This is a genomic window from Variovorax sp. E3, assembly GCF_016082275.1.
In the GTDB taxonomy this organism is placed as follows: domain Bacteria; phylum Pseudomonadota; class Gammaproteobacteria; order Burkholderiales; family Burkholderiaceae_C; genus Variovorax.
In genome coordinates, this window is sequence record NZ_MOWM01000321.1 from 1 (window position 1) to 1718 (window position 1718).

The window sequence follows — 1718 nt, forward strand, 5'->3', positions numbered from 1 at the left end:
CCGCCCAGCATGCCGCCCGCCCCCAGCGCCGCGCGCACCGAGCCGCTGCCAGTGCCCGACGCATCCGGCGACTCGCCCGTCAGCAGGCCGCGCAGCACACCCGCCAGGTGCACCGACTGCGCATTGCGCAGGTACACCACGTGCAGGTTGCCGGGGTCGCTCTGCACATTCTCCAGCTTGGCGATGAGCTCGCGCGCCAGCGCCGTGCGCCCCGGGCTGCTCGAGCGGATCACGATGCTGTTGGAGCGCGGGTCGCCAGCACCACGATGTCGCGCCGGCCCTTCTCGCCGCTGCCTTCGAGCAGCTCGGTGGCCAGCCCGGCGATGTCCACCGCCACGCCGTTGCGCAGCTTGATGACCTCCGAGTCGAGCGAGGTCGGCGTGTCGATGCTCTCGATGATGCGCGCCAGCCGCTCGAGGTTGTCGATGTAGTCGGTCACCACCAGCGTGTTGTTGGCCGGATAGGCGGTGATGGTGTTCTCGGCCGCGATCAGCGGCTTGAGCACCGGCACCATGGCGTCGGCGTTCTCGTAGTTGAGCCGGAAGGTGCGCGTGGCCAGCCCGCCGCCGGGGTTGCGCGTGTTGACCGCGCCGCCCTGCATTTTGGCGTCGGCCACGGGCACGACGCGGCTCACCTCGCCCACGTCGACGATGGCGAAGCCGCGCATGCGCAGCGCCGTGGCCAGCATGCCGTAGGCGGTGGCCGCCGGCACCTCGCCTTCGGACACCAGCGTGATCTGCCCCTTCACGCGCGGATCGAACAGGAAGTTGCGGCCCAGGAAGCGGGCCAGCGCCGAGACCACCGAGGTGATGTCCGCATCGACGAAGTTGAGCACCACCTTGTCGTCCTTGCCGGCGCGGGCGGCCTGGGGTGCCGGGGTGGCGGGCGCGGGCGCCGTCGTCGCCGCGCCGGCTGCCATGCAGGCCAGTGCGGCGCAGCACGCCACGGTCCATCGGCGCATCGCCGCGCCTTGTCGATCTCGTCTCACGGGCCATCCTTGTAGAGTTGGGTGGACTGCAGTTCCACCACGCCGCGCACGCTGGCTTGCGGGTCGTTTCGGTCCGTGCGGTCGAGCACGACGCCGGTCACTTCGAGGTCGGGGCGGGCGGCAACCACCAGCAGCCACGCAAACACCTTGGCGGCCGGCGCGGGCTGCTCGAACGCGATTCGCCAGGCCTTCGCGGGCGGGGCCTTGCCGGGGCCCGGCGGCGCGTCGGACACGATGAGTTCGATGCGGTAGACGCCCTGCAGGTCCGCGCGGTCCAGCGCCGCTTGCGGCGATTCGCTGGGGCCGCCCGCACCGGTCGCGCGCGCCGCTGGAACGCCGGCCAGCACCTGGTCGAGTTCGTGGGACTGGGCGCGCAGCCTGGGCAGGTCGCGCTGCCAGTGGGCAATCGTTTCCAGTGCCGGCTTGGTGGCGGCGAGCCACAGCAGGGCCAGCATCATCACGAGCACGGCGGCGCCGACCGCCAGTCGGTCGCGCGCCGACAGGGCCTGCCATCGGGTGGTGCCTTCCCGCAGCCACTGCCGCGCCGGGCGCAGGCGTTCGGGCTTCATGGCGTGGCCTTCTTTTTCACCGAGGCGTTCTCGGCGGCGGGGGCACCGGCCGCCACCGTCACGCGCAGCCCTTCCGCGCCGGCCGTTGCGGCCAGGCCCTGTTCGGTGGCGCGGGCCTGCAATGCGCGGCGCTCTTCGGCACCCGGCGCGCCGCCGTCGCG

The 1718-nt window shown here is 72.6% G+C and carries 3 protein-coding genes; all 3 read right to left on the reverse strand.

The genetic code is table 11. The features are described 5' to 3' along the window. Nucleotides 1–233, reverse strand: a 233-nt coding sequence (locus BMG07_RS40520) for a hypothetical protein (RefSeq protein WP_198089188.1), incomplete at its 3' end; no start/stop codon positions are given. Next, nucleotides 230–988 (reverse strand): secretin N-terminal domain-containing protein, encoded by a 759-nt coding sequence (locus BMG07_RS44550; RefSeq protein ID WP_198089189.1) that lies wholly within the window; start codon nucleotides 986–988, stop codon nucleotides 230–232. The genes BMG07_RS44550 and BMG07_RS40520, both read right to left, overlap by 4 nt. Next, nucleotides 985–1557, reverse strand: a complete 573-nt coding sequence (gspM, locus tag BMG07_RS40530; RefSeq protein WP_198089190.1) for a type II secretion system protein GspM — start codon at nucleotides 1555–1557, stop codon at nucleotides 985–987. The genes BMG07_RS44550 and gspM overlap by 4 nt, the downstream gene beginning before the upstream one ends. Nucleotides 1558–1718 lie beyond the last annotated feature (161 nt).

Bases quoted from the DNA above. Each gene is read 5' to 3' on its own strand.
- gspM (WP_198089190.1), bottom strand. From the start codon at position 1,557: ATGAAGCCCGAACGCCTGCGCCCGGCGCGGCAGTGGCTGCGGGAAGGC.